Raw genomic sequence first — 19,851 nt, 5'->3', positions numbered from 1 at the left:
AGGAACACAGTGTCAAAACGCATCGAAGTACGCGACCTCGACGTCTACTACAGCAAGTTCAAGGCCGTCGAAGGCATCACGCTCAACATCGAGCCGCGCAGCGTCACCGCATTCATCGGCCCGTCCGGTTGCGGCAAATCGACCTTTCTCCGCACGCTCAACCGCATGCACGAGGTCATTCCAGGCGCCTACGTCGACGGTGAAGTGCTCATCGACGGCAGCAACCTCTACGGTGCCGGAGTCGACCCCGTGCTCGTGCGCCGCCAGGTCGGCATGGTGTTTCAGCGCCCCAACCCGTTCCCGACCATGTCGATCAAAGAGAACGTGCTCGCGGGGGTCAAGCTCAACAACCGCAGCATCTCCAAGTCGGATGCTGACGACCTCACCGAGCGGTCACTCCGCGGCGCCAACTTGTGGAACGAGGTCAAAGACCGCCTCGATCGCCCGGGATCGGGGCTCTCGGGAGGTCAGCAGCAGCGGCTCTGCATCGCCCGCGCCATCGCCGTCTCCCCCGACGTGCTGCTCATGGACGAACCATGCTCCGCGCTCGACCCGATCTCGACGCTCGCGATCGAAGACCTCATCGAAGAGCTGAAGACCGAATACACGATCGTGATCGTGACGCACAACATGCAGCAGGCCTCGCGCGTCTCCGACCGCACGGCGTTCTTCAACATCGCCGGCACCGGACACCCCGGCAAGCTCATCGAATACGACGACACCGACACGATCTTCTCGAAGCCGTCCGTGCAGGCGACAGAAGACTACGTCTCCGGCAAATTCGGCTGATATCCTCGCCCGCGTGAGCGGCAAAGTCGACTTCAAGAAGACCCTCGACTCGTACCGAGCCAAGCTCGGCGAGATCAGAGTCATCGATGTGCCGCCCATGCAGTACCTCATGATCGACGGTCACGGCGACCCGAACACCTCACCCGAGTTCGCCGAAGCGATCGAGACGCTCTACCCGGTCGCCTACGCCCTGAAGTTCGCCAGCAAGCGCGAGCTCGACCAGGATTACGTGGTGAGCCCACTCGAAGGACTCTGGTGGGCGGACGACATGGCGTCGTTCACCGCGGCCCGCGACAAGTCGCAGTGGGACTGGACCCTCCTGCTGATGGTGCCCGACTGGATCGACCGCGCGATGTTCGACGCGGCGATCGAGCGGGTACAGGAGAAGAATCTGCCGCGACTTGGGCAGCTTCGCCTCGAAACCCTGGCGGAGGGGCGCTGCGTACAGACCCTGCACGTCGGCGCGTTCGATGACGAAACCACGCTGCTCGAAACACTTCACAACGAATTTATCCCGCACCACGGCCTGCGCATGACCGGCGAGCACCATGAGATCTATCTCAGCGACACCCGAAAGGTTGCACCGGAGAAGCAGCGGACCATTCTGCGGCAGCCGGTTGTCGCTGGGTAAGCCCGCTGGGGAAGTATCAAAACCGGGGAATCGTGGGGGTTTCGATACGCTCGCTGGCGCTCGCTACTCAACCGGCGTTAGGCGCTCTCGATGATCACGATGGGTTCGGTCGTCGGCTGCTCGGAACCACCCTCCGGCTCCACCGTGATGCCGACCGCGTCACCGCCCGTCATGAGGCCGTCGAGCACACGCCACGTCTTGCCATCCTGCGCGGGCTCAAACGTGCCATCCGGAATCGCGCCGCCGTCGCCGATGTACCAAAGCTGGTAGGTCTGGCCGGCGGGCAACTCGGGCAAGTCGTCGATCAGCACCGCCGAACGTCGCTGCTCGAGCGACCAGATGAGCGTCGCCGTGCTGCCATCCGACAGCTGCGCGACCGCCTCCTGCGCATCAGACGCAGACTGGATCTCGGCGAGTGCCGTCGCCTGCGAAACCTCGAAGTTGTTCTGCGAAATCATGCTGCCGACCACACCGCCGCCAACGAAAAGCAAGACAGCTGCGGCCACAGCGACGAGAAGCGTGGCCGGGCTGCGCGTCCACCGCGCGCGGGCGCGCTGCTCGGCAGGGCCGGCGACTGGGCCTGCGTCAGCCGCCGAGACAGGCTCGGCAGTCGGGGCTGCATCGGCAACCGGCTCGAGAGGCGCCTGCTGCGGGGTCACCGCGACCTGTGCAAGCAGGCGGGACCGCAAATCCGCACTCGGTTGGGCAGGCTCAGTGGCCGCTCCGAGCGCCGCACTGACCTCAGCGAACGCGGATGCATCGGCCGCAGCATCCGGGTTCGCCGAAAGCCAGGCCTCATATTCGGCGCGCTCGTCGTCGTTCAGGGCGCCGAGGGCGTAGGCGGCGGCGAGCTCGTCGGGATTGCGGTGTTCACTCATGACGCCACCCCCAGTTCTGTGCGCAATCGGAGCATCCCATCACGGATGCGGGTCTTGACGGTGCCGAGCGGCACACTGAGCGCCTCGGCGACCTCGGTCTGCGTGAGCCCACCGTAGTAGGCGAGGCTCACGGCCTCGCGCTGCAGGTCGGAAAGCTGCGCCATGGCAACCCTCACCCGCTCATGCTCGACCGACGTTTCAACCGTCTCGGCGACCTCGTCGTAGGGCGTGCCGAGATCACGGATGCCGATGACCAGGTCGCGGTCACGGCCCGACTGGGACGAACGGATGCGGTCGATCGCGCGACGGTGCGCCATGGTCATAATCCAGGTCATGGCAGCTCCCTTCGTCGAATCGAACCTCGGGGCCGTCTGCCAGATCTCGAGGAACACCTCCTGTGCAACCTCTTCAGACTGCGCATGGTCGACCAGAACCCGGCGGATCAAGCCGAGCACACGCGCCGCGGTGAGGTCATAGAGCTCTGCGAAAGCGCTCTGGTCGCCACCGGCAACGCGCCGGAGGATCGCCGAAACGAGTTCCGACTGCTGCGCAGCGGCCCTCTCGATATCGGCGGTCACAACCCCCAGCATGCCAAACTTCCGGAGCCGCGGCGTTCACCCCACCGCACACCCGCGGTGGTAGGTCGGCGAACAGACCTTCGGCCCGGTCCTCGAGCGAGTCGGATTCCGGTCACATCATTGGTTCGGAGCGGACACCGCAACGGATTGGTCAGCGCGGATGCATCGGCGCGAGTTGGGCAACACGAAACCGGGCGACGGGGGATGCGCGGCCGCTGAGAATGCCAGGCCGCAGAAACGCCTCTCGGCGCGAGGCCGCTCGGAGCGGCAAATATTGGAGCCCGGGGTTACTGCGGCCCGGCTCGAACGAGTGTAGCCGCCACCCGCTGGGCACCCAAGCTGAGGCCGCACGCTCTCGGCGAACGGGGCACCGAAGCATCCGGTCACGACCCACGGGGGCGTTAGTCGAGGGCACCCCCGCGCCACAGCTTGGCGCAGGTCGCCAGCTCGGCGGCCATGTGCGCCAGGCGCGACGCCTTCGTCGTGAGCGCGGTCGCCCGCTCGGGCGACGGCACCTCCTGGTCGTCGGCGATGCTCGTCGCGCCAAGCGAAATGATGCGGCAGAACGCGGCTGCCCGCTCAAGGGCCACCGCGAAATCGCCCTCAAAAAGTCCGCGAAGAATCTGGTCGGCGAGCGCCGTGATCTCCGCCGGCCCGGTCGGGGCGGTCGCGCCCGCCACAACGGGGTCGATCGTCACGGCAATCTCGCTGCCGCGGCGGTAGAGCAGTGCCGACTCCTCCGCATCCTGCCGTGTGAGCGCCCTGAGCAGGTAGATCGCCCACAGTGCGCCGGGCAGGCTGCGGGGGCTCGCCCGCGACCACAGCTCCGCGATCGCGTCGATGCCGTGGTCGTCGGTGTAGGCGACCAACCGGTCGACGATGTCGGTCTCCGGGGCATCACGCACCCGGCTGAGCAGCGCGCCAGCGGTTTCGTGGGCGATGCGACTCACCTGGGCGGGGTCGTCCCCGCCCAGGAATTCGTCGAATCGCGACCCAGAGAAAAGGGTCGGCTTGTGAAAGTCCTCAGCCACCCGACAAGCCTACGCTGACGCGCCTCCTCAACCGGCGTCAGCCGATCATCCGAAGGTGAACGAGTACGCCTGCACTCCGGCGCCAAACTCGACCTCAAGCGTGCCCTCCTCGAGGTCGCCCGGATCGATGATCGGATACGAGTTCGGTGTGCCGCTCACCTCGAATTCGCGCTCTTCGCCGTCGACCGTCACCGTCACCGTGCCTTCGCCCGCGAGCACCATGCGGATCTCCGCTGCCGTGTAGCTGAGGCGGATGCTGCCGCGCTCCTCCGGCTCGATGAACTGTGTCGTGAGCGTCCAGTCGCCGTCGAGAGCAAACGAGTCCTTGTCGAGGTCGTCGGGGAACTCGAACGATGTCGTCTGCGACGAATAGCGCTCCTCACCCCCAAAGTTCACCACCTTCGTCGGCGACAGGTACGTCTCCGGCGTGGTGCGCTCGGTGGGGGTTTCGTCGGCGACATCCGTGGCGGGCGGCAACTCGACATCCGGGTTTGCCTGCACCAGCAGTTCGCGGATGTGCGCCTCGGTGGTGGCATAGCCGCCCTCACCAAACTTGATGTGCCGCACAGTGCCTTCGGCGTCGATCACGTAGTGCGCGGGCCAGTACCGGTTGCGGTAGTTGGTCCAGGTGGAGAGCGAATTGTCGAGGGCGACCGCGTATTCGATGCCGAAGTTCTCTGCACCAGCCTTCACGTTGCGGGGCTCCTTCTCGAACGCGTACTCCGGCGAGTGCACGCCGATGACCTCAAGACCGAGATCCTTATACGAGTCGTACCAGGCGACCGTGTGCGGGATAGACCGCTGGCAGTTGATGCACGAGTAGGCCCAGAAATCGACGAGTACGACCTTGCCGCGGAGCTCCTCCAGCTCGATCGCCTCATTGCCGGGTGTGTTGAACCACTCTGTGATGCCCTGAATGTCGGGGGCGGTGCCACACGACTCCAACTCGGTCGCGCCGTTTGTGCACTGATCGAGATCCTTGTTCTGCTCGTTCACAAGCCCACCAAGATCGAGCTGCTCGGTCACCTGCTCGTTGTTGCCCACCGCATCCTGCAGCACACTCGTGTAGTCCGGGATGATGCGCTGCAGCGCCTGCGGCAGGTTGAAGACAAGACCGATCGCGAGGGCGATCATGACGACACCACCGGTGACGCGGATGGCGCGCTGGTGCTTGCGGAACGACTTCACACGCTGCGCAACCCGACGACCGGCAAGCGCGAAGATGAGGAGCGGCAGTGCCGCGCCAATCGCGAACGTCGCCGTGAGCACCACCGTGTCGATGCCGATCTCACCGGTCGAACCGGCGACCGTGATCGCGGCGAGCACCGGGCCAGCACACGGCACGTACACGGCACCCAGCGCAATACCGAGCACGAAGCCACCACGTTCGGTGCCGACGTCCTTCTTGGGAATCCAGGAGAACGGCTTCTCGAGGATCGACTCGAACCTCGGCACGATGAGACCGATGCCGATGAGCACGAGCACGACGAGGCCTGCCCAACGGAGTGTGTCCTGCGGCAGGTTGAGGAGCGCAAGGAGGATCGAGCCGAGGAGAGTGAAGGTCGCGAAGCTCGTGACGAGCCCGGCAATGACAAGGTATGGCCGCCAGCGCGAAGCACGCGGCTCCTCGCCGTTGGCCCCCTGCACGCCGCCGCTGAGAAAGATGACCGGGAGCACGGGGAGGATGCACGGCGAAATGCCGGTGATGAGCCCCCCAACGAGTCCTATCAGGGCGAGTGTCAGCATCGTGTCCTCCTGGGTCTGCGGCGCGATCGGCCTACATACCCTTCGGCGCGGAGGGGTGATCGGGATTGGTGGAAAAAAATTATGCAAACGCACCAATCCATTTCGCGGAGGGTGCCGAACGCCACTGTGAAGGCCCACAGCACAGTGGCCTCGGGTCGGGCTTCCGGCATCCCCAACGAAGGAGAAGATCATGCGAATCATGAACCGCACCCCCATGGCCGCTGTGGCGCTCGCCGCCGTCGCCATGTTCGGCCTGTCCGCCTGCACCATGGACACCGCCTCGGACGACACCGCAGAGATGGAAGAGATGGAGACTGAAGAGTCGCCCTCGACAGACGAAGACCTCACCGCAAACCTCGTCGGCTCCGGCTGCCAGGATTACGCCACCGCCGTTCCGGATGGCGACGGCTCGATCGTCGGCATGTCGATGGACCCCGTCGCGGTCGCCGCCTCAAACAACCCGCTGCTCACGACGCTCGTCGCCGCAGTCTCGGGTGAACTCAACCCCGACGTGAACCTCGTCGACACCCTCAACGGTGACGAGTTCACCGTCTTCGCCCCCGTCGATGACGCCTTCGCGGCACTCGACGCGGCCACCGTCGAGTCGCTCGCACTGCCGGAGAACGCGCAGATGCTCACCGACATCCTCACCTACCACGTTGTTCCCGGCCAGATCGCGCCTGACGCGATCACCGGAATGCAGACCACCGTCCAGGGTGGAATGGTCGAGGTGACCGGCGAAGGTGACGACCTCATGGTCAACGGCGCCACCGTGATCTGTGGTGGAGTGCAGACGGCGAACGCCACCGTGTACCTCATCGACGCAGTGCTCATGCCTTCCTAAGCACCACCGCACAGCCGACCGGCCCGTCATCGCCCCCAGAGCGATGGCGGGCCGGTCTTGTGTGTGCGCGTGGCGTGAGTGTCGAGTAGTTCACCTTCCCGCGATCCCGGAGGGTGAACTACTCGGCACTCACGAGCGTGCGCGGCGGATGTCTCGGGGCTGTAGATTTGACGGGTACGGGCCTGTAGCTCAGTTGGTAGAGCATCGGACTTTTAATCCGCGGGTCGCGAGTTCGAGCCTCGCCGGGCCCACTACTGACTGCGCGGAACACGGGAGGTTCGTGAGTGATCGCCCTTGTCGCACCTCCATCTCAGACCTCTCCTTGTGCGCGATTGGGGCAACCATGGGCGAGCCTGCTGGGACAAGGTCGGCGGGCCGAGATACTGTCAGGCCTACAAGCATTTAGGAGAGGTATTGGCTGCGCAAACAACCTCGGAGTATCGGGCATACCCGTGGATTAAGGGCCAACTGGTAGCTTCCGGTTGGAATGACGCGAATCCGAACACTGACCCCCGAGGCCAGATCTGGGAACAGAACGAATGTCTCGCCAACGCGGAAATCCGGAAGGGTCTTGGTCTGCAAAAGCCCGAGTTTGTCCTGCGAATTACCGACAATCAGTACTGGGTAGTGGAAGCGAAGGCATCGCATCGTCAGTTTGGAAAGTCGCTCTCTGAAGCTCAGAGCTACGCGGACGCAATAAACGCGGCTTCCAACCTCGTGACGGTGCGATTTGCGACAGGGGTTGCTGGAACTGCGACAAGCGGGTTCAAGGTCGCCACGTCCTTCTTGGCTGAGGATGGCACCTGGGAAATGGTGACTCAGGCAGGAACGAACTTCGACGGGTTTCTAACGATGCAGGAAACGCTTCGCATCCTATCCGCCGAGAACGCAGACCTAAGCGCCGTACCAATGACGATCGCGGAGGTAATCGAGGTTGGGAAGTACATCAACAAGAAACTGCACTCCGCCAAAGTGCCGAAGGAACGTCGCGCGTTGCTCGTTGCAGTCCTTCTGCTCGCTCTCGAACGCGACCCAAACATCAGCATGTCCGGTGAGCCGAAGGTCTTCCTCGCCGACGTTAGCACTCGCGCCCGTATCGTCTTCGAGAACGCGAACCGAGTGCCTCTGTGGGAATCGTTGCAGATTCTTCCGGAGAACGACAACGTTGCCGCACTCGCCAACGCGCTCAGCGATGTACTGAAGAAGCTGAAGGAACACGACCTCCTGAACACAGCTCGAAGCGCCGACGTATTGGGTGCGTTCTTTGAAAGCTTCCTCAAGTACGGCAATTCAAGTAAGGACCTGGGGATCGTCCTAACTCCCAGGCACATCTGTTGGCTCGCAGCAGAGGCCATGGCGATCACGCGGGATGACGTGGTGTATGACCCCACCGTCGGCACGGCTGGGTTCCTGGTCGCCGCTTTCAACCGCGTGCTGCGCTCAGCTACCGCTAAAGAAGCCGAAGCGTTCGCAATCTCTAACCTCTACGGGATCGAGCACTCGGGCGAAATCGCCGCGCTCGCCTTCATCAACATGTACTTCCGGGGCGACGGCAAACACAATCTGAAGATTGACTCATCGCTCCCCTATCGATTAATTCTCGAGGAGGAGGACGACTCAGCCCTCCGCTTTAAGCGCGGACTAGACGTCCCGAAGAGTGAAACTCTCGCCGTGACTCGCGTCATGATGAATCCGCCGTTTGCACTCCCCGACCTCGAAGAAGCCGAAACTCGCTTCGTGGATCATGGTCTTCGCCAGCTCGTACCTAACGGGTTGCTATTCGCAATTCTTCCCTCGTCGATTCTGTATGACGCGGATTATTCCGACTGGCGCAAAGAATTACTGGAACACAACACGCTGCTTAGCGTTATGGCTCTTCCGACCGACGTGTTCTACCCAGTTTCAGCGGAAACTGTTGGTGTGTTTCTTCGAAAGGGCACGAAACACGAAGAGGAGTCAAGTGTTGCCTGGGTCCGTCTAACGGACGACGGGTTCACAAAGCGCAAGGGATTCCGTGTGGAGCGACGAGGCGTTCAATTCAAGGAGTTCCTTCGTCCGACCGTGAATGCGCTTCGCACATGGTTTTTGTCAGGCGTCGAGAGCGCAGCCGTGCCTGGCCAGCTCGAGTTCAGCCCACTCAACAGCAGCGAGTGGCTGCCACAGGTCCATCTGGGGGTTGCTTCGTTGGACGCTGTTTCGTACCAGGACTACGTGCGTGAAACTTATCGCCAGATTCTCATTCAGAAATTGCGCGCACCGCAATTAGCCAAAGACGAGGAAGCCCTAAGTGCCTGACAAGTTAGTCGCGATGGAGGATCTCTTTACGTTCGAAGCTGCGCGGTCGAGCGGCATCAACGACTACGAACCCGGCCCGACGCCCTTCGTCACGAGCACGATGCTCAACAATGGAGTCGTCGGCTACGTCACAGCCAAGGTAGGCGACAAAGTGTTCGACGGGCCCGCCCTATCTATCTCGGGCCTGGGAGACGCGACGGTCCAGTTAGAGCGCTTCCTCCCAAAAGGGAACGGGGGAGATTCGCTGACCATCTGCACGCCGAAATTGGAACTCAGTTCACACCAGCTTGTGGGTATTGCATCTGCTTTCAACATGCTGCACGCGTGGAGATTCAGCTTCGGGCGCAAGACGTCACTTCGGCGGATCGCAAGACTGAAGCTCCCCGCAGACTTGCCTCCCACTGAAGACATCTGGACTGCGGAGTCCGATGCCGTTGCAAGCTTGAATCTGACGCTTCGCAATCTGTAGGAAACAACCCTCTGCAACAAAGGCATCGAACCCCACGACGTTCTCGGTTTAGTTGCCTGAGCCCCACCGGTCCCACTTCATCACCGCGTTCGGCGACGGACTGTTCCGTTCCTTGCGCCCCACCCCATTCACCGAGCCGGGCTGCCCGTGCGCCCGCACGAACGCGAGGTGCGCCGCCGCGCACGCCCCCCGCAGCGTGCGGTAGTAGCCGATGAGGTGCCGGTCGGTCTCCTCGCCCGTGACGGCGCGGTAGCCGCGCTCCCCGGCACACTCGAGCAGCCGCACGATGGCGTAGCGGCGACCGTACTGGTCGAGCATCCACCACTCCCCCGGATGCTGCTCGACGGCGGCGAGGATCGGATGCCAGTTGGGGCTGTAGGTGCTGCGGGCGCGGGCCGAAGCATCCACGCCGTCTTGCACGCTGTGCCGTAGTGCCATGTCGCTCTCCTGATGGTGCTGGAGCAGCCGGCCTCTGCGAGAGCTCGATCATACGCGTGACGGATGACACGGGTGCGAGGCACTATTCGAACTCGGCGAGCCACTTCGTGAGGAGGGCCTCGAGTTGCGCGCGTTCGTCTGCCGTGAGCACCGCGAGCAGGCGGTGCTCGTTCGCGATGTGCTCCGTGAAGGCCCGGTCGATGAGGTCGCGGCCGGCGGAGGTGAGGGCGATGACGCGACCACGACCATCCGTGTCGCTCGCGCGACGGCTGACGAGTCCCGCGCGTTCGAGGCGGTCGACGCGTTTTGTCATGGCGCCGGAGGTCACCATGGTGTGGTCGGCGAGTGCGCTCGGCGTGCGCTCGAAGGGCTCGCCCGCGCGACGCAGCGTCGCGAGCACATCGAAGTCGCCTTCGCCGAGCCCGTGCCGCGCATACACCTGGGTGAGCTCGGCAGAGACATGCTGCGTGAGCCGGCTGAGTCGCCCGAAGACCCCCTGGGGTGTCACGTCGAGGTCTGGGCGTTCCACTCTCCAGGCGTCGCGAATGCGTGCGACCCGATCGGATGCTTCCACCATGCCCTCCACAATAGCTTCCCAGTAAGCTACTATTGCTTCCATGGAAACTACTTTGCGGTGGGGGCTCGTCACCGCGATCGCCCCGATCGCCTGGGGGACCACCTACTTCGTCACCCAGGAGTGGCTCCCGGCAGAGACCCCGCTCTGGGGCGCCGCAATTCGCGCCCTCCCGGCGGGGCTCATCCTCCTCGCGATCAGCCGGCGCCGCCCGCGCGGCTCGTGGTGGTGGCGCTCGTTCGTGCTCGGCACCCTCAACATGGGTGCCTTCTTCGCGCTCATCTACGTCGCCGCCCAACTGCTGCCGAGCAGCATCGCCACCACCGTCATGGCGACCGCACCGATGGCGATGATGCTGCTCGCGTGGCCGATCATCCGCGAACGTCCGCGGGGGCTGCAACTCGCCGGCGCCGGGTTGGGCATCGCGGGGGTGTTCCTCATGGTGTTTGCCGGGGCATCCGGCATCAACCCGCTCGGGGTCGCCGCCTCGCTCGCCGCCATCATGCTCGCCTCGGTCGGCTACATCCTCGCCAAACAGTGGAACACCACGCAGAATCTCGTCGCGACGACCGCGTGGCAGCTGCTCGCCGGCGGTCTCGTGCTCGTGCCCATCGCGGTGGTCGTCGAAGGCACTCCGCCGAGTCTCGACGGCGCCGCCATCGCAGCATTCGCCTACATCACCGTCGTCGCGACCGCGCTCGCCTACGTCGCCTGGTTCAGCGGATTGCGCCACCTCAGCGCCGGCACGGTGGGCCTCATCGGCCTGCTTAACCCGGTCGTCGGCGTGCTGCTCGGCACAATGATTGCGTCAGAAACCCTCGAGCTGCGCCAGATCATCGGCCTGGTACTGGTGCTCTGCGGCATCGTGCTCGGGCAACCGGTCATCGCGCGGCTCACCGGCAGGGATCGCCCTACGCGACAGACGTCCCGAACAACAGCCCCAGCAGATACGTGACAGTCGCCGCGCCGTAGCCAATCGCGAGCTGTCGAAGCGCCCGCTGCAGCGGCGGCCCGCCCGACAGCACCCCGACAACGCCGCCCGTGAGCAGCAACGCAACGCCCACAATCGCGGCCGAAGCGACGACCGCGACGGCACCCTCCAGGCCGAGCAGGTATGGCAGCACCGGCAGCAGCGCCCCCGAAGCGAAGAAACAGAAACTCGAGAAGGCTGCGCCCGTGGCAGAGCCCACCTCCTCATAGGAGCGCGGCACCGGCACATCACCGGTGGCGTCGGTCCGCAAGTTCGCGATCACCCTCCCGGCCTTCTCGTCCGCCTCCTCGGGCGACATGCCTCTCGCCCGATAGACGAGCGAAAGCTCGTTCGCGTCAACGTCAAGGTGGGGCAACGCGTGGTCCGCCTGCGGATCCGGGTCGGATGCTTCAAGCAGTTCACGCTGCGACCGCACCGACACATACTCCCCCGCCGCCATCGACAGGGCCCCCGCGAGGAGCCCCGCGATGCCGGTCGCGAGGATGATGCCGGGGGCAACCCCCGTCGCCCCGATGCCCATGACGAGGGCGAGGTTGCTCACGAGCCCGTCATTGGCCCCGAAGACGGCGGCGCGGAACGACCCGGAGAGCCGCGCCCGGCCACGGGCGGCGAGACCCCGCACCACCTCGCCATGGATGCGCTCGTCGGCGGCCATCGCGGCGGTCGCGTCAGCATCCGCCTCATATGGTGACCGCGACTCGGCGCGCTGCGCCAGCGCCAGCACGAACACTGAGCCAAACCGGCGTGCGAGCCACCCGAGCGCCCTGGTGCGGAGGGCGCCGTCTCGATACGGCCCGGCGTCGTCGCCGAGGAGGTCGAGCCAGTGCTGCTCGTGGCGCGCTTCAGCCTCGGCGAGCGCGAGAAGGATAGCGCGCTCCTCACCCTGTCTGCGGGCCGCGAGGTCGCGATAGACGGCGCCTTCGGCACGCTCATCCGCGAGGTAGCGGCGCCAGCGTCGAATCTGCGCTCGAGTGGCGGGTGTTCGGTGGGCGGATTCCGGCGCTGTCGTCGAGTGCTCGCCGTCAGCCGGCATAGTTGACGCCCCACGAGGCGGTCATCGTCTCGTCGGTCTCGAGCCACCGCAGGCCGGTGCCGCTGTTGAACGCGTCTGGCGGCGCCGTCATCGGCTCGATCGCGACCGCGAGCCCCGGCCCATCGGCCTTCGGGAACTCGCGGGTCGTGAACACCTGCACCCACCCCCACTGCGATTCCTGCCACACGCTCACCGTGCGACCATCCGGCGCCGCGAGCGTGTGCGTGATGATGCCATCCCGTTCCGTCAACCCACCGAAGGCGTCATCGAGCGCGAGCACCCCGACGGGCAGGCCGTCGCTGAGATCGAAGTCGGTGCCCGGCACGGCGACTTCGCCCACCAGGTTGAGACGATCATCCGTCTCATAGCGGGTTTCGGCGGCAATCGTCAGCACGAGCTCCTCGACCGGCACGTCGCCGAGCCGGAAGAACGGATGCACCCCGAACGCGACCGGGGCCGCAGCATCCGAGCGGTTGGTCGCCGTGTGGGTGACACGCAGCCCGCCCTCGACGAGCTCGTACCGCACGGTCGTGTCGACGCTGAACGGGTAGCCGTGCTGCGGGAACACCGTCGCGGCGAGAGTGATCGCCGCATCCGATCGCTCGGCGACCGTGTACGGGGTGTTGCGGAGGAGCCCGTGGATCGCGTTGTGGCGTGCCGGTTCGGTGAGGTCGAGCTGCTGGGTCTCACCGTCGAGCGTCCACACGCCGTCGCGAACACGATTGGGCCACGGGGCAAGCACGATGCCGCAGCCAAAGGGGGGCAGCGAGGTTTCGGCGAACGGCTCGGTGATCGCGACGCCGTCGATCTCCAACCCCCGGAGGGCCGCAGCAAGCTCAGTTATGATGGCCCTGGCGCTGTGGTCGCCCCACGACCCCGACAATTCGAACTGTGTTCCTGTGGGCGCTCGCATGGTTCCAGACTAGAGCGAAACGGACGCAATGGCAGCGATCACCAAGACCGTCACAACACTCGCCGATGGTCGCGATCTCATCTACTTCGACGACGTTGACACGACGCTCGGGCCAGACCGAGCGGTCGACGCGCGTGTGCTCGACGCCAGGCCGCCGACCGCGACCATGCGACAGGATGTGCTCACGGGAGAGTGGATCTCCATCGCGGCGGCCCGTCAGAATCGCGTCTTCCTTCCCCCGGCGCACCAAGACCCGCTCGCCCCCGCGACGCCCGAGAACCCGAGCGAGATCCCCTCGAACTACGACGTCGCGGTGTTCGAGAACCGCTCGCCCTCCTTCGGGCCTGAGCTGGGCGAGGCGGCGATTGCCAGAATCGGCCTCGAACGCACGGCACCGTCGTTCGGCCGCTGCGAGGTCGTGTGCTTCAGCCCAGAACACGAAGGCTCATTCGGCACGCAGACCCGATCGCGCGCCCGCACCGTCATCGAAGCCTGGGCCGACCGCACTGCGGAGATCTCCGCCATGCCAGGCATCGCCCAAGTGTTCCCGTTTGAGAACCGGGGTCAAGAGATCGGCGTGACCCTGCCGCATCCGCACGGGCAGATCTACGCCTACCCCTACATCACGCCGCGAACGCAGCGAGTCATCGCAGCGGTCGACGAAGTCGGCCCCGACCTGTTCGAGCGGCTGCTCGACCGCGAACGCGCCTCAGAGCGCGTGCTCATCAGCGGCGAGCACTGGACGGCCTTCGTGCCCTTCGCCGCCCGCTGGCCCATCGAAGTGCACCTGCTGCCACACCGCCACGTGCCCGACTTCGCAGCAACAGGCGAAGCAGAACGCGACGAGCTCGCCCACCTCTACCTCGAACTGCTCCGAGGCATCGACGCCATCTACGACACCCCAACCCCCTACATCGCCGCGTGGCATCAGGCACCGGTCGCAGTCAAACGCGACGAGATTCGGATGTCACTGCAGCTCACCTCGCCGCGGCGGGCTGCCGACAAACTCAAGTACCTGGCCGGGTCTGAGGCGGCGATGGGGGCGTGGATCGGCGATGTTGCCCCCGAGCAGAGCGCCGCACTCATTCGGGACGGCATCGAGCGGGCGCGCGTGGCCGCGCCCGTTGAGTGAAGTGCGAACCATACGAAAGAAGAGCACCACATGAGCGACATCAGGGACGACGCCAGGGCGGCATTCACCGCGACGTTCGGCGGCGAGGCATCCGGCGTCTGGTCTGCTCCCGGCCGGGTCAACCTGATCGGCGAACACACCGACTACAACGACGGCTTCGTGCTGCCGTTTGCGATCAACCGCCGCACGGTCGTTGCGCTCGGCCTGCGAGACGACCGCGTCATTCGGGTTGCGAGCGCCTTCGCTGACGAGGTCGCCGAGATCGCCCTCGCCGACCTCGAACCGTCGCGCCTCAGCGGCTGGGCCGCCTACCCGCTCGGGGTTGCGTGGGCGCTCGGTGAACACGGCGCCGACCTTGGGGCCGTGCCCGGCGTTGACCTCTACATCGACTCCGACGTGCCGGTGGGCGCCGGCCTGTCGTCGTCGGCCGCGATCGAGAGTGCCGTCGCGCTCGCCCTCAACGACGTGTGGCGCCTCGAGCTCGACCGCCGCACGCTCGCCCGCGTCGGCCAGCTCGCCGAGAACAAAGCCGTCGGCGCCCCTACCGGCATCATGGATCAGTCGGCATCGCTCCTCGGCGAGACGGATTCCGCCGTCTTTCTCGACTGCCGCACTCTCGACGCCGAGGTCATCGATCTCGGGTTCGAGCGCGCCGGCCTCGCCCTCGTCATCATCGACACGGGCGTCAGCCACTCGCACGCGACCGGTGGCTACGCCGAACGCCGCGAATCCTGCGAAACGGGCGCGCGGATGCTCGGAGTCGAGTCGCTCCGTGACCTCAGCGTCGACGACCTCGCCCGTGCCCGCGAGCTGCTCGACGAGGTGACCTTTCGCCGCGTGCGGCACGTCATCACCGAAAACGAGCGGGTGATCGACACCGTGCGGGCGCTGCGCGAGCACGGCCCGGCGGCAATCGGCGCCCTGCTCGATGCCTCACACGCTTCGATGCGCGACGACTTCGAGATCTCGGTTCCCGAGCTCGACCTCGCGGTGGAAACGGCGAACGCGAATGGCGCGATCGGGGCTCGGATGACCGGTGGGGGGTTCGGCGGCGCCGCGATCGCCCTCACGCCGATCGATGCGATCTCCCGCATCCAGGTGGCGATCGACGGCGCGTTCGCCGAGCACAGTTTCGGGCAGCCGACCATGTTTGTTGTGAACGCCTCACATGGAGCGGTGAGAGAGTAGCCACATGTTCGTCAAGATCTGCGGCCTCCGCGAGCCCGAGCACGTCCTCGACGCAATCGACGCCGGCGCGGATGCCGTTGGGTTCGTGCTCACCCCGAGCCCGCGATTCGTGACCGCCCAGGCGGCACGGGAGCTCGTCGCGGTCGCCGACGACCGCGCGCTGACGGTGGGCGTGTTCCGGGATGAGAGCGTCGACGACATCATTCGTCTCGCCTTGGCATCCGATGTCAGCGCCGTGCAGGTGCACGGCAGGCGCAGCCGGGCCGAGATCGCGAAACTCACAACGCTCGGGCGGGCACTCATCAGGGCCGTGCCCTTCGACGACCCAACGCTTGAAGAGAACTTCGGCGAGAACATGCTGCTTGTTGACGCCCCGAAGCCGGGCTCTGGCACCTCGTGGGATTACGCGTCGATGACAGAGCTCACGCTGTCGGATGTCGGTGGCCGCTGGATTCTCGCCGGTGGCCTCACTCCCGCCACCGTCGCCGGGGCGATCGCCGCTGCGACCCCGTGGGGTGTGGATGTCTCAAGCGGCGTCGAAACGGCCCCCGGTGTGAAGTCGAGCGAACTCATCCGCGAGTTCATCGCGGCCGCGAAAGCCTGACGTTACGGGAGCAACTCGGCGTTACGGGAGCAACTCGGCGTTACGGGAGCAACTCGGCGTTACGGGAGCAACTCGGCGTTACGGGAGCAACTCGGCGAGGTCGGGTGCGCCGCCGAGAAGTCCGTACCCGAGCGCCGCGTCAGCGAGTGCTTGTGCCGACTCTTGGTCGATCTCTGTGGAGAAGACCGGGAGGGTGAGCCTGGTCCGGACTCGCGCATCCGAGCTCAGATAGGTGCTGATGTTGGTGCGCACCGCGGGCTCATCAGCATTCGCCTGCTCGATTGCCGCGGTGAGTGCAGCAGTGAAGGAGTCCATGAGCCCCGACTCGCTGTCGATTGTCGCCGTCGATGAGAAATACCCGGAGACGGTCAAGTTCTCGTCGAACTCGGCGTAGGGATACGAAATCACCTTGAGGCCGTCGAGCCGCGCTGCCGTGAGGTACGGCTCGACGAGGAGGGCCGCGTCGACAATGCCGCCGGCGAGCGAGCGTCGCGCATTGATGAAGGGCACTTCCTCGATCGTGACGGTGGAGGAGTCGGCACCGGCGGCGTCAATCGCGGCCCGAGCCACCGTTTCGTTCGTGGTGCCAAGCGCGTCAATGGCAAGTCTCCGCCCCGCGAGGTCGGAGACGTCGTTGATGTCGGAGAGGTGGGTGACGATCCCTGCATAGTCGGCGCGAGTGTTGCCCGAGGTGGCTGCTGCGCCGCTGAGAATTTGCAGCTCGGAGCCGCTCTCCCGGGCCGCGAAAATCGAAATGGTGTCGGCATAGCCGATGTCGTAGCGGCCGTCGGCGACGGCCGTGACGATGTCCGAGCTGGTCGCGGCGAACGAGTCGATCGTGAGATCGATACCGTGCTCTATGAAGATGCCCTCGTTGAGGCCCACGTAGAGGGGCGCAACGTCGGCACCGGCGATCACTCCGACCGTGAGCGGGGTGAGGCTTCCGCCCGCTGCGGCCTCGACGGAGCACCCGCTGAGGAAGAGCGTGGAGATCGCGGCGACGGCGATGGCCGTACGTTGAGCTGGTCGTCGCATTGCTTCTCCTGAGTTCGACTCGTCGGGTGCAGGAGCGCCAGCGATCCAGATCACATCATCACACGCGGCTCAGCTCGGCGGGTTCCCCAATCAGGGGGACATACCTGGAGCGAACATACGTCAGGGCAGGGCCTCATCGAGGTTCGGTGCCGCGGCGAGCAAGCCGAGCTCGACCGCCGTATCCGCAAGCTTCTGTGTGGAGTCGACGTCGATCTCCCTCGTGAACTTGGGAAGCGCGAGGAGCGAAATCACCTTGGTGTCGGAGGTGGCGATGTAGGTGCTGATATTGACGCGCACAGCCTGCACATCAGACTTCGCGTGCGCGAGCGAGGCGTCGAGGGCGGCGAGGAATCGCTCGACGAGTTCCGGATTCTCGGCCTTGAGCTCGTCCGACACGACATAGCCAGACACCGTGAGGTCCTGGTCGAACTCGGCATACGGGTAGGAGATCACACGGAAGCCATTGAGGCGCGCCTCGGTGACGAACGGCTCGACCACAAATGCCGCGTCGATGACTCCTACATTGAGCTGCTCTGTCGCATCGACAAATGGGATCTCGTGCCAGATGACGCTTTCCGGGTCGGCACCGGATGCCTGGACAGCGCTGCGGGCGACGAGGTCGTTGATCGTGCCCGTCGCATCGACGCTCATGTGGAGGTATCGGAGGTCGTCGAGCGAATCAATCGCTGAGTCTGCGCGCACAATCACCGCCGCATAGTCGTGAAGCACGTCGCCCGACGTGGCTGCGGCGCCGCTGACAAGGCTCACCCCGAGTCCCTCCTCCTGCGCCGCGAGAATCGAGACGATATCGGCGTAGCCGAAATCGAACTTTTCTTCTGACACTGCAGTGAGCACCGATGCACTCGATGATGCGAGCGAGTTGATGGTGAGGTTGATGCCTTCTGCCGCGAAGAACCCTTCCTCGACGCCGAGGTAAAGGGGCGTGAGATCAGCGCCGGGGAGGACCCCGATCGTGATGGCATCCTGGGATGCGCCGGCACTCTGCGGCGCACAGCCAGCAAGAAGCGCAGGCACGGTGATCGCCGCGGTCAGGATGGCGAGCGTCTTCTTCATTGGGGACTTTCGGGTCGCAGTCTCTAATCGCAGTGAGGTCGGCGATCAAGCGGTCGCCATCGAACCCGGTAAGTGTGGCACAGTTCACGCGCAGAGCGGCGGCACCAAAGCGGGGGACAAACGGCAAGATATCTCGATGTCGAGACACTTTGACACGAGCAGGTAAGATTGATGCGGCCCTACGAGAGGAAGCACACCACTGTGGCAAAGATCAAGGTTGAAGGAACCGTCGTCGAGCTCGACGGCGATGAGATGACCCGCATCATCTGGCAGAAGATCAAGGACACACTGATCCACCCCTACCTCGACGTCACCCTCGAGTACTACGACCTCGGCATCGAGAAGCGTGACGAGACCGACGATCAGATCACGATCGACGCGGCCCACGCCATTCAGAAGCACGGTGTCGGCGTCAAGTGCGCGACCATCACACCCGACGAGGCACGCGTCGAAGAGTTCGGCCTCAAGAAGATGTGGCGCAGCCCCAACGGCACCATCCGCAACATCCTCGGTGGCGTCATCTTCCGGGAGCCCATCATCATCTCGAACATCCCGCGCCTTGTGCCCGGCTGGAACAAGCCGATCATCATCGGCCGTCACGCCTTCGGTGACCAGTACCGCGCCACCGACTTTTTGTTCAAGGGCGAAGGCACCCTCACGGTCGAGTTCACCCCCAAAGACGGTGGCGAGGCCCAGAAGTTCGAGGTCTTCCAGTCGCCAGGTGACGGCATCGCCCAGGTGCAGTACAACCTGGATGCTTCGATCGTCGACTTCGCACGCGCCTCACTGAACTACGGCCTGAGCCGCAACTACCCCGTGTACCTCTCAACGAAGAACACGATCCTGAAGGCCTACGACGGTCGCTTCAAGGACATCTTCGAAGAGGTCTACGAGAACGAGTTCAAGGCCGCCTTCGAAGCTGCCGGCCTCACCTACGAGCACCGCCTCATCGACGACATGGTCGCTTCGGCCATGAAGTGGGAGGGCGGCTACGTCTGGGCCTGCAAGAACTACGACGGCGACGTGCAGTCCGACACTGTGGCTCAGGGCTTCGGCTCGCTCGGCCTCATGACCTCGGTGCTCAGCACGCCGGATGGCAAGGTCGTCGAGGCGGAGGCCGCCCACGGCACCGTCACGCGCCACTACCGCCAGCACCAGGCCGGGAAGCCGACGTCGACGAACCCGATCGCCTCGATCTACGCCTGGACGCGCGGCCTCGCGCACCGCGGCAAGCTCGACGACAACCAGGAGCTCATCGACTTCAGCCTCACGCTCGAAGACGTCGTCATCAAGACGGTCGAGTCGGGCAAGATGACGAAGGACCTCGCACTCCTCGTCGGCCCAGACCAGCCGTACCAGACGACCGAGGAGTTCCTCGCGACGCTCGACGAAAACCTCAAGGCGCGCATGGCGGCATAACGCCATTCGCTCCACAACTGAGCGCCGTGCCCCAGTCCGGGGCGCGGCGCTCTGTCTTTTTGCGGCCGTTGCGCTTCGCTATGTGTTCGGCGCCGTGAGCAGATGGGTGATGTCGACGGAGACCGTGTGCGGCAGGGTCAGAGCGTCGGGCCTGACGGTGGATGCCGAGTCCGCCGCAGCTCCCAGCCC

General features: G+C 64.9%; 20 protein-coding genes and 1 tRNA gene. 11 read left to right on the top strand and 10 right to left on the bottom strand.

Translation table 11 applies throughout. The annotated features are described in order from the left end of the window. Positions 1 to 9: 9 nt before the first annotated feature. Complete coding sequence (gene pstB / locus ACY48M_RS12615; RefSeq protein WP_462820644.1) at positions 10 to 789, top strand: phosphate ABC transporter ATP-binding protein PstB; 780 nt, start codon at positions 10 to 12, stop codon at positions 787 to 789. A gap of 13 nt (positions 790 to 802) precedes the next feature. Beyond that, positions 803 to 1,420, top strand: coding sequence for a GyrI-like domain-containing protein (locus ACY48M_RS12610; protein ID WP_462820643.1), 618 nt, complete (start codon positions 803 to 805; stop codon positions 1,418 to 1,420). Positions 1,421 to 1,497: 77 nt separating this feature from the next. Here ACY48M_RS12610 and ACY48M_RS12605 read toward each other — a convergent pair whose 3' ends face one another. From ACY48M_RS12605 to ACY48M_RS12590, 4 genes are all read right to left on the bottom strand, one after another. Continuing rightward, positions 1,498 to 2,298, bottom strand: coding sequence for an anti-sigma factor (locus tag ACY48M_RS12605; RefSeq protein ID WP_462820642.1), 801 nt, complete (start codon positions 2,296 to 2,298; stop codon positions 1,498 to 1,500). Further along, on the bottom strand, positions 2,295 to 2,888 hold the full coding sequence (sigK, locus tag ACY48M_RS12600) for an ECF RNA polymerase sigma factor SigK (RefSeq protein ID WP_462820641.1): 594 nt from the start codon (positions 2,886 to 2,888) through the stop codon (positions 2,295 to 2,297). Before sigK ends, ACY48M_RS12605 begins: the two co-directional genes overlap by 4 nt. A 389-nt stretch (positions 2,889 to 3,277) precedes the next feature. After that, positions 3,278 to 3,907 carry a DNA-directed RNA polymerase subunit beta gene (locus tag ACY48M_RS12595; protein ID WP_462820640.1) on the bottom strand — a complete coding sequence of 210 codons (630 nt, stop codon included), beginning with the start codon at positions 3,905 to 3,907 and terminating at the stop codon, positions 3,278 to 3,280. 45 nt (positions 3,908 to 3,952) lie between these two features. Next, positions 3,953 to 5,653 (bottom strand): cytochrome c biogenesis protein DipZ, encoded by a 1,701-nt coding sequence (locus ACY48M_RS12590; protein WP_462820639.1) that lies wholly within the window; start codon positions 5,651 to 5,653, stop codon positions 3,953 to 3,955. Positions 5,654 to 5,843: 190 nt separating this feature from the next. Between ACY48M_RS12590 and ACY48M_RS12585 the strand changes: the two genes are divergently transcribed. From ACY48M_RS12585 to ACY48M_RS12570, 4 genes are all read left to right on the top strand, one after another. Continuing rightward, on the top strand, positions 5,844 to 6,497 hold the full coding sequence (locus tag ACY48M_RS12585; protein ID WP_462820638.1) for a fasciclin domain-containing protein: 654 nt from the start codon (positions 5,844 to 5,846) through the stop codon (positions 6,495 to 6,497). 178 nt (positions 6,498 to 6,675) lie between these two features. Then, positions 6,676 to 6,748 (top strand) — tRNA-Lys (locus tag ACY48M_RS12580). 163 nt (positions 6,749 to 6,911) lie between these two features. Then, complete coding sequence (locus ACY48M_RS12575) at positions 6,912 to 8,792, top strand: HsdM family class I SAM-dependent methyltransferase (RefSeq protein WP_462820637.1); 1,881 nt, start codon at positions 6,912 to 6,914, stop codon at positions 8,790 to 8,792. Next, complete coding sequence (locus ACY48M_RS12570; protein ID WP_462820636.1) at positions 8,785 to 9,261, top strand: hypothetical protein; 477 nt, start codon at positions 8,785 to 8,787, stop codon at positions 9,259 to 9,261. The genes ACY48M_RS12575 and ACY48M_RS12570 overlap by 8 nt, the downstream gene beginning before the upstream one ends. Before the next feature lie 48 nt (positions 9,262 to 9,309). Here the strand turns inward: ACY48M_RS12570 and ACY48M_RS12565 are convergent, their stop codons facing one another. Both ACY48M_RS12565 and ACY48M_RS12560 read right to left on the bottom strand, forming a co-directional pair. Further along, the gene (locus tag ACY48M_RS12565) at positions 9,310 to 9,699 is read right to left on the bottom strand and encodes a hypothetical protein (RefSeq protein ID WP_462820635.1); all 390 of its coding nucleotides are present in this window, start codon (positions 9,697 to 9,699) and stop codon (positions 9,310 to 9,312) included. 82 nt (positions 9,700 to 9,781) lie between these two features. Then, positions 9,782 to 10,318: a MarR family winged helix-turn-helix transcriptional regulator gene (locus tag ACY48M_RS12560; RefSeq protein WP_462820634.1), complete on the bottom strand. Its 537-nt coding sequence runs from the start codon at positions 10,316 to 10,318 to the stop codon at positions 9,782 to 9,784. On the opposite strand from ACY48M_RS12560, the gene ACY48M_RS12555 reads away from it, so the two are divergent. Next, the gene (locus tag ACY48M_RS12555; protein ID WP_462820633.1) at positions 10,317 to 11,228 is read left to right on the top strand and encodes an EamA family transporter; all 912 of its coding nucleotides are present in this window, start codon (positions 10,317 to 10,319) and stop codon (positions 11,226 to 11,228) included. The two genes, ACY48M_RS12560 and ACY48M_RS12555, sit on opposite strands and share 2 nt — an antisense overlap. On the opposite strand, the gene ACY48M_RS12550 is transcribed toward ACY48M_RS12555, so the two are convergent. Together ACY48M_RS12550 and ACY48M_RS12545 are read right to left on the bottom strand one after the other, a co-directional pair. After that, the gene (locus ACY48M_RS12550) at positions 11,185 to 12,297 is read right to left on the bottom strand and encodes a VIT1/CCC1 transporter family protein (protein WP_462820632.1); all 1,113 of its coding nucleotides are present in this window, start codon (positions 12,295 to 12,297) and stop codon (positions 11,185 to 11,187) included. The genes ACY48M_RS12555 and ACY48M_RS12550 overlap by 44 nt on opposite strands. Next, a complete protein-coding gene (locus ACY48M_RS12545) occupies positions 12,287 to 13,210 on the bottom strand; it encodes an aldose 1-epimerase family protein (protein ID WP_462820631.1) in 924 nt (307 codons plus the stop codon). The genes ACY48M_RS12550 and ACY48M_RS12545 overlap by 11 nt, the downstream gene beginning before the upstream one ends. 28 nt (positions 13,211 to 13,238) lie before the next feature. Here ACY48M_RS12545 and galT point away from each other — a divergent pair, with 28 nt between their 5' ends. Genes galT through ACY48M_RS12530 form a run of 3 tightly spaced genes read left to right on the top strand, consistent with a single transcriptional unit; the run spans position 13,239 to position 16,134 of the window. Continuing rightward, complete coding sequence (gene galT, locus ACY48M_RS12540; protein WP_462820630.1) at positions 13,239 to 14,342, top strand: galactose-1-phosphate uridylyltransferase; 1,104 nt, start codon at positions 13,239 to 13,241, stop codon at positions 14,340 to 14,342. A gap of 30 nt (positions 14,343 to 14,372) precedes the next feature. After that, positions 14,373 to 15,530, top strand: coding sequence for a galactokinase (gene galK, locus ACY48M_RS12535; protein WP_462820629.1), 1,158 nt, complete (start codon positions 14,373 to 14,375; stop codon positions 15,528 to 15,530). 4 nt (positions 15,531 to 15,534) lie between these two features. After that, complete coding sequence (locus ACY48M_RS12530) at positions 15,535 to 16,134, top strand: phosphoribosylanthranilate isomerase (RefSeq protein WP_462820628.1); 600 nt, start codon at positions 15,535 to 15,537, stop codon at positions 16,132 to 16,134. 78 nt (positions 16,135 to 16,212) lie between these two features. Here ACY48M_RS12530 and ACY48M_RS12525 read toward each other — a convergent pair whose 3' ends face one another. After that, a complete protein-coding gene (locus ACY48M_RS12525; RefSeq protein ID WP_462820627.1) occupies positions 16,213 to 17,169 on the bottom strand; it encodes an ABC transporter substrate-binding protein in 957 nt (318 codons plus the stop codon). 120 nt (positions 17,170 to 17,289) lie between these two features. Further along, positions 17,290 to 18,243, bottom strand: coding sequence for an ABC transporter substrate-binding protein (locus ACY48M_RS12520; RefSeq protein WP_462820626.1), 954 nt, complete (start codon positions 18,241 to 18,243; stop codon positions 17,290 to 17,292). 201 nt (positions 18,244 to 18,444) lie between these two features. Here ACY48M_RS12520 and ACY48M_RS12515 point away from each other — a divergent pair, with 201 nt between their 5' ends. After that, positions 18,445 to 19,662, top strand: a complete 1,218-nt coding sequence (locus tag ACY48M_RS12515; protein WP_462820625.1) for an NADP-dependent isocitrate dehydrogenase — start codon at positions 18,445 to 18,447, stop codon at positions 19,660 to 19,662. Positions 19,663 to 19,851: the final 189 nt, after the last annotated feature.

This window comes from Homoserinimonas flava, from assembly GCF_054969005.1.
This window is presented reverse-complemented; position numbering and strand designations above follow the sequence as displayed.

Bases quoted from the DNA above. Each gene is read 5' to 3' on its own strand.
- ACY48M_RS12520 (WP_462820626.1), bottom strand. From the start codon at position 18,243: ATGAAGAAGACGCTCGCCATCCTGACCGCGGCGATCACCGTGCCTGCG.
- galT (WP_462820630.1), top strand. From the start codon at position 13,239: ATGGCAGCGATCACCAAGACCGTCACAACACTCGCCGATGGTCGCGAT.
- ACY48M_RS12555 (WP_462820633.1), top strand. From the start codon at position 10,317: ATGGAAACTACTTTGCGGTGGGGGCTCGTCACCGCGATCGCCCCGATC.
- ACY48M_RS12605 (WP_462820642.1), bottom strand. From the start codon at position 2,298: ATGAGTGAACACCGCAATCCCGACGAGCTCGCCGCCGCCTACGCCCTC.
- ACY48M_RS12550 (WP_462820632.1), bottom strand. From the start codon at position 12,297: ATGCCGGCTGACGGCGAGCACTCGACGACAGCGCCGGAATCCGCCCAC.
- ACY48M_RS12560 (WP_462820634.1), bottom strand. From the start codon at position 10,318: ATGGAAGCAATAGTAGCTTACTGGGAAGCTATTGTGGAGGGCATGGTG.
- ACY48M_RS12545 (WP_462820631.1), bottom strand. From the start codon at position 13,210: ATGCGAGCGCCCACAGGAACACAGTTCGAATTGTCGGGGTCGTGGGGC.
- ACY48M_RS12565 (WP_462820635.1), bottom strand. From the start codon at position 9,699: ATGGCACTACGGCACAGCGTGCAAGACGGCGTGGATGCTTCGGCCCGC.
- ACY48M_RS12530 (WP_462820628.1), top strand. From the start codon at position 15,535: ATGTTCGTCAAGATCTGCGGCCTCCGCGAGCCCGAGCACGTCCTCGAC.
- galK (WP_462820629.1), top strand. From the start codon at position 14,373: ATGAGCGACATCAGGGACGACGCCAGGGCGGCATTCACCGCGACGTTC.
- ACY48M_RS12525 (WP_462820627.1), bottom strand. From the start codon at position 17,169: ATGCGACGACCAGCTCAACGTACGGCCATCGCCGTCGCCGCGATCTCC.
- sigK (WP_462820641.1), bottom strand. From the start codon at position 2,888: ATGCTGGGGGTTGTGACCGCCGATATCGAGAGGGCCGCTGCGCAGCAG.
- ACY48M_RS12585 (WP_462820638.1), top strand. From the start codon at position 5,844: ATGCGAATCATGAACCGCACCCCCATGGCCGCTGTGGCGCTCGCCGCC.
- ACY48M_RS12590 (WP_462820639.1), bottom strand. From the start codon at position 5,653: ATGCTGACACTCGCCCTGATAGGACTCGTTGGGGGGCTCATCACCGGC.